General features: G+C 63.2%; 7 protein-coding genes. 5 read left to right on the forward strand and 2 right to left on the reverse strand.

The window, feature by feature from the left end:
- Positions 1 to 267: hypothetical protein (locus tag WKW80_RS36835; RefSeq protein WP_340368501.1), on the reverse strand; the 267-nt coding region annotated here is incomplete at its 3' end.
- 65 nt (positions 268 to 332) lie between these two features.
- Here WKW80_RS36835 and WKW80_RS36840 point away from each other — a divergent pair.
- The 5 genes from WKW80_RS36840 (at position 333) to WKW80_RS36860 (ending at position 5,888) form a co-directional block, all read left to right on the forward strand.
- Positions 333 to 1,343, forward strand: coding sequence for a YeiH family protein (locus WKW80_RS36840; protein ID WP_340368502.1), 1,011 nt, complete (start codon positions 333 to 335; stop codon positions 1,341 to 1,343).
- A 392-nt stretch (positions 1,344 to 1,735) separates the two neighbouring features.
- On the forward strand, positions 1,736 to 3,934 hold the full coding sequence (locus WKW80_RS36845; protein ID WP_340368503.1) for a DUF3141 domain-containing protein: 2,199 nt from the start codon (positions 1,736 to 1,738) through the stop codon (positions 3,932 to 3,934).
- 621 nt (positions 3,935 to 4,555) lie between these two features.
- Complete coding sequence (locus tag WKW80_RS36850; protein WP_340368504.1) at positions 4,556 to 4,852, forward strand: sugar phosphate isomerase family; 297 nt, start codon at positions 4,556 to 4,558, stop codon at positions 4,850 to 4,852.
- A 59-nt stretch (positions 4,853 to 4,911) separates the two neighbouring features.
- Positions 4,912 to 5,292 (forward strand): hypothetical protein, encoded by a 381-nt coding sequence (locus WKW80_RS36855; RefSeq protein WP_340368507.1) that lies wholly within the window; start codon positions 4,912 to 4,914, stop codon positions 5,290 to 5,292.
- Complete coding sequence (locus WKW80_RS36860) at positions 5,220 to 5,888, forward strand: acetyl-CoA hydrolase/transferase family protein (RefSeq protein ID WP_340368505.1); 669 nt, start codon at positions 5,220 to 5,222, stop codon at positions 5,886 to 5,888. The genes WKW80_RS36855 and WKW80_RS36860 overlap by 73 nt, the downstream gene beginning before the upstream one ends.
- Here WKW80_RS36860 and WKW80_RS36865 read toward each other — a convergent pair.
- Positions 5,858 to 6,298 (reverse strand): hypothetical protein (locus tag WKW80_RS36865; RefSeq protein WP_340368506.1); only part of this gene is annotated, 441 nt, incomplete at its 5' end. The two genes, WKW80_RS36860 and WKW80_RS36865, sit on opposite strands and share 31 nt — an antisense overlap.

Raw genomic sequence — 6,298 nt, forward strand, 5'->3', positions numbered from 1 at the left:
CGGGAGGAGGCCGCCGCCACCCCCTCCACCCCAGGCACCGCGCCAGCCTGACCGGGCGTGCCCGCACGCCGCGAGCCTATTGAACGAACGGAAAGTACTGCCATGAACGGAGCGATGATGGACCTGCGGACGTGGGTCAACCATGCCGAACGCCACCACTGCGACCACGTTCTCCGGATTGAGCGTGCAGGCCGAGCCAAGCGGGCTCATCTCTCTCATGCCCCAGGCATGCAGCACCGACAGCAATCCGCTCAGAGCCGCGGGCAAGCTGCCGAGGAACGTTTTGCGCGACGCCCACGAGGGCCATTTGCTGGCCGCGGCCTGAGGTGCCTATGACGACTCTTTCACTTACCACCTTGTCGGCTGGCAGCCGCACGCTGTTTCCGGGCGTCCTCGCCTGCGTCGTGGTGGCGGTCGCCTCCACCTTTTTGTCGCAGCACTACGGCGCGCCGGTGATGCTGTTCGCGCTCATCCTCGGGATGGCGATGAACTTCCTCTCCGGTGACGGCCCCTGCAAGCCCGGCATCGAATTCACCGCGCGGCAGGTGCTGCGCTGGGGCGTGGCCCTGCTGGGACTGCGCATCACCATTGGACAGGTGGCAGAACTGGGCTGGCATCCGGTGCTGCTGGTGGTGGTCTCGATGGTGCTGACCATCGGCCTGTCGATGGTCGTCGCAAAGCTGCTGGGCTTCAACACGCTGTTCGGCCTGCTCAGCGGCGGCGCCACCGCCATCTGCGGCGCCTCCGCGGCGCTCGCGCTGGCGGCGGCCCTGCCGGCGCATCCGCAGAAGGAGCGCGCGACGCTGTTCACGGTGGTGGGCGTGTCGGTGCTGTCGACGACGGCCATGATCGTCTACCCGATGATCGCGCGCGCCCTCGGGCTTTCCGAGCATGGGGCCGGCATCTTCCTGGGCGCCACGATCCACGACGTGGCACAGGTGGTCGGCGCCGGCTACGGCATGTCCAAGGACATCGGCGACATCGCCACCGTGGTCAAGCTCATGCGGGTGGCGATGCTGCTGCCGGTGATCCTGTTTGCCGTGATGTGCACCCGCGCGCTGGGCAAGGGCACCAGCGGTCCGCGTCCGCCGCTGCTTCCCGGATTTGCGATCGGTTTTGCCGTGCTGGTGGCGCTCAACAGCACCGGCTGGCTGCCGGAAGTGGTGACCACGGCGGGCAGCGATTTCTCGCGCTGGGCGCTGGTGTCCGCGATCGCCGCCATCGGCATGAAGACGCAGGTGCGCGAACTCGCCGCCGTCGGACTCAAGCCGGTGCTGTTCATGATCGGCGAGACCGTTTTTCTTGCGGTGCTGGCGCTCGTGCTGTTGCGCTGGGCGTCCTGACTCCGCCCTGACCAGGAGATCCTTGAGCCGACGCGCCAATTTGCAATCCAAGGCTCGCCAATTCAGACGATCTGGCATAGGGCATCGTGGCGGCCAGGCGGCTTTGATCGTACTCAAGCTCTGCCGAAATCCAGCGTCGGCGAACGGCCCGTACGTTCGCCCGGAATCGCCAGATCAAGTCAGTTGCATGACCTGTTGATAAGTGTCAATCAAGGCCAGTGCTATGGGAATAAGATCGGCAGCTGGACGATGCGCATGGGTCCACCACGGCGAAGTCTTGCCATACGGAGTGAATACGGATGTCAAAGAATGCGATAGACAAGACGAGCGTGACCGCAAAGCACGCTTCTGGTGCACCGCCCGCATGGCCGGCGATGCCGGCAGGCGGGAACATGAACGCAGTTCCGCAAGCATGGGGGCCGCTTGGTGAATACCTGACTGATGCCGCGGAGCGCACCATCCTGTTCTGGGATGTGATGCGACAACGCAGCGACCAGTACTACGCGCAAAAGGCGAAGGCGGTGCCGCATGTGCTCAGCTTCGACGCCCAGCTGGTTTTGGACGCGCGCAACTTCGCCAGGCCTGTCAACTACTTGCTGGCGCGTGTCAATGCGCCGGCCGGAATGGCGATCGATCCGCTGAAGCGACCGTTCGTGGTGGTCGATCCACGAGCCGGACACGGACCGGGCATCGGCGGCTTCAAGGCGGACAGCGAGCTCGGCGTGGCGATGCGCGCAGGTCATCCCTGCTATTTTGTTGGCTTCACGCCAGAGCCGATGCCGGGCCAGACCATCGAAGACATCATGCACGCCGAGGCAGTGTTCCTGGAACGGGTCATCGAACTGCACCCGGGTGTCGAAGGCAAACCCTGCGTCATCGGCAATTGCCAGGCCGGTTGGGCCATACTGCTGGTGGCCGCGATCCGACCTGAACTGTTCGGCCCAATCATCGTCCCCGGCTCCCCCCTGTCCTACTGGGCTGGCGTGCAAGGCGAGAACCCGATGCGCTACACCGGCGGCCTTGCTGGCGGAAGCTGGATGACCGCGCTGGCCAGTGACCTGGGCAACGGCAAATTCAATGGTGGCCATCTGGTCGAGAATTTCGAAAACCTCAATCCGTCCAACACCCTGTGGACCAAGCGCTACAGCCTCTGGTCGAAGGTGGACACGGAGGGGCCTCGTTACATCGAGTTCGAGAAATGGTGGGGCGGCCATGTCAACCTCAATGCCGAGGAAATCCAGTGGATCGTCGATCAGCTTTTTATCGGCAATCGGCTTGCCACCGCAGAGATCGTGACCCAGAACGGGGCAAGGGTTGATCTGCGCAACATTCGGTCGCCGATCGTATGTTTCTGCTCCAAGGGAGACAACATCACTCCGCCGCAGCAGGCTTTAGGTTGGATCGTCGATCTTTACGGCAGTGACGACGATGTCCGCGCCTGTGGTCAGACCATCGTCTACGCCGTTCACGAGAGCGTCGGCCATCTCGGTATCTTCGTCTCGGGCGGCGTAGCCAAGAAGGAACACCAGGAATTTGCCTCCAACATCGACCTGATCGACGTCCTGCCGCCCGGGCTGTATGAGGCTGTCATGACCCCGAGGACGGCCGAGGCAGCCAGTCAGGAGGCGATCACGGGCGAATGGATCGTGCGCTTCGAGCCGCGTACGCTCGACGACATTCGAACCATCGTCAAGCCGGACCCAGACAATGAGCGCCGCTTCGCGGCCGTGAGGCGTGTTTCCGAGATCAACCTCGGCCTCTACCGCGCCTTGGTGCAGCCGTTCGTCAAGGCTGCCATCAATGACCAGAGTGCCGAGTGGTTGAGAAAACTCGATCACGCCGAGCTGCCTTTTGAGCTCTTTTCTGAGCGCAACCCGTTGATGAAGCAGGTCGCACAGCTCGCGACACAGGTGCGCGAACAGCGCCATCCAATCTCGTCCGCCAATCCTTGGCTGCAATGGCAAGCGATGGTCTCGGACGGGATCGTCGCCGCCCTTGACGGATATCGCGATCTGCGCGACGCCACGCAGGAAAAGATTTTCCTTGCGATCTACAGCTCGCCCATTGTCCAGGCCATGGTGGGATTGGGAGCCACCGACGAGTCGCCGCGGCCTCGGCCGGGAATGGCTCCGGAGCGCATTGCTCTCATCCAGGAACGTGTTGCCCAGCTCAGGGCGCGTGTGGCCGAGGGGGGCGCTCGCGAGGCGGCGATTCGTGCGCTGCTATACATCGGCATGGCGGGGGCCGGCGTCGATGAGCGCGCATTCAACGTGTTGAGCCAGATCCGCGCCCAAAGCTCTGATTTGACGCTGGAAGCCTTCAAACTGACTTTGCGCGAGCAGTACTTCAGCCTGATGCTCGACCCCGAAGGAGCTCTGGCTGCCATCCCGAAGATGCTGCCGCCCGACATGAACGAGCGCAGACGCATGCTGGAGGCCGTGCGCCGCACTGTTCATGCCATCGGTGCGGCGACCGGTGAACGAGCGGAACGGCTCGCCCAGATCGAAGAACTTTTTTGCTCCAATGAAAACGCCGTCACGACCCGATCGGCTTCCCGCAAGACTCGTCGATTGACCGTTGTAAAAGCGTAGGCTGTGCCGGGAAGCACGATGAAGCGCTTGCCATGTGTCAAAAGGGCATTCGACTCAACCCTAGCCTCGCGCGTGGATACAACGCTCTAGCGATCGTGCACCAGTAGCGCGGGGAGCAGGAGCTGGGCATCCGGGCCATCGCGACAGCCTTGGCCGCTCTGCCCATACAAAAGCCAAGCGCAGGCACGCCTGTGCCCGGGCCGATGCGCGCCGCAAGGCGTGCCGTCATCGAGTCGGGTGACAGTCTGCTTTCTGACGTCGAATCTGAGGATGCGGCCGACAGCTCTGGCCCACCAGCGACATTGACGGGCACCGAATCGCTGCCTGGAAGCTGGCGTTGGGCTCAGGGACGTTCGACGGCCGTACTTCTCTGACCGTGGGGCACCCAGGCACAGCGCTCGCCCTTCTCGGCGCAGCCGTGGAGTCGACAGCAGCCAGCTCAGTGGCAAATGAACCTGGCGAAACGCGCCTGTCATATACCGCTGGCACGGGAACCAAAGGCGACGATGATGCCTCCAGGCAGCGATCCAGGCAGAACGCCCGCGGTGGTTGCTAGCGGCCGGTGCAATCGCCCATCCGAAACCCGCTCTCCGCGATCGGAACAACTCAAAGAAGATGGCCATGACGCCCGTAGCCCATACCAAGCAAGCATGTCGGATCTCGGCGGCCGACGCAGCTGCTCTCGTGCGGTCCGGCAGCCAGCTCGAATACGGCACCGCGCTGGCCCAGCCCGACGTGTTTGACCAAGCCTTGGCCGAACGCACGGCCGAGTTGCACGACGTGAGGATCCGTGGCTGCCTGAGCATGCGGCCACGCGCGGTGCTCGAAGCCGACCCGCAACGTGAGCATTTCCATTGGTTTAGCTGGCACCACGGCGGGTATGACCGCAAGAAAGGCGACGCCGGGCTGGCGAACTAATCCCGTGCAACCTGGGCGAGATACCCGACTACTACCACCGCTTCATCGATCCCCCTGACATCGCCGTGCTGAAGGTCTGTCCGATGGACGAGAACGGTTTCTTCAATCTCAGTGCAGCCAACCTTTGGCATCGCGCCATCGTCTCGCGCGCCAAGGTCGTGATCGTCGAAGTCACCGCCGGACTGCCCTATCTGCATGGTGTAGACAATGGCGTGCACTTCAGCGAGGTGGACTACGTTATCGAAGGAGACCACCGCCCGGCGGCCAATTTGCCCAACCCGCCGCCGACTGCGGCCGACCGGGTCGTGGCGAGACTGATCGCTGCCGAGATCGAAAACGGCGCTTGCCTGCAGGTAGGCTCGGCGCCATGCCCAATGCCGTGTGTTCGCTGCTGCTGGAAAGCGGTGTGCGCGACCTCGGCGTGCACACCGAAAGGATGACCGACGGGATCGTCGATCTCTACAAGGCCGGCGTCGTCACTGGTGGCGCCAAGCAAGTGGAGCGTGGCAAGATGGTATGCACCTTCGGCCTGGGCTCGAAGGCCATGTACGCTGCCATCGACCGCAACCCGGACATCCTGTGCTGCCCGGTGGATCAGACGAACCTGCCGCACCTCATTGCGCGCAACGACAGCGTCGTGGCCATCAACAACACCACGCAGATGGACCTGCAGGGCCAGGCGGCCAGCGAGTCCGACGGTCATCGCCACATCAGCGGCACGGGCGGCCAGTTGCAATTCGTGCGCGGGGCCTACGCATCCAGGGGCGGCAAGTCGTTCATCTGCCTGTCGTCCACCCATGAACGGCGCGGGGTGCGCAAGAGCCGCATCGTGCTGAACCTGTCAGCGGGCAACGTGGTCACCACGCCGCGCAGGGACATGATGTATGTGGTGACCGAATACGGCATGGTCAATCTCAAGGGCAAGTCGGTGCCCGAGCGGGCCAAGGCCATGATCTCCATCGCGCATCCGGATTTTCGCGAGGAAATGGCACGCGAGGCACGTCATCACGGGTTGATTCCCAAGGGTTTCGCATAGCAGTTCGTGGCCAGACACGCCACATGCCGGTACATGGCACCTTGGAACCGGCAGTGGCCAGACCTGGTGGCGTGGGTGGTGTCCCTCAGGGACGCTCCGCCAACGACGCAGCAAGTCGTTCGCATTGCACCGGCTTCGTCAGACGCCGGGAAGCCGACCATCGCCAGTGGCGCCAGATGGGGTGATGAGAGCGATTCATCGATCGTGCGCCCGGCCAGCGCTGCCTTGTCGATCGCTTGATCGCGCGCCGCTTCGCTGAAAGGAGACGACGTTTCCGTGATATGTCTCCAGCAAGCAACAAAGCGTTCGAGATTGTCGTGATTCGGAGTAAACACCTTGCCTGTGTCTCGTGCAAGAGCGTCTACTTCCCGAATGGACGGTGGTGGTCCTGCGCGCAGAGTCTTACAAAT

The organism is Variovorax humicola, assembly GCF_037889915.1.
GTDB lineage: Bacteria > Pseudomonadota > Gammaproteobacteria > Burkholderiales > Burkholderiaceae_C > Variovorax > Variovorax humicola.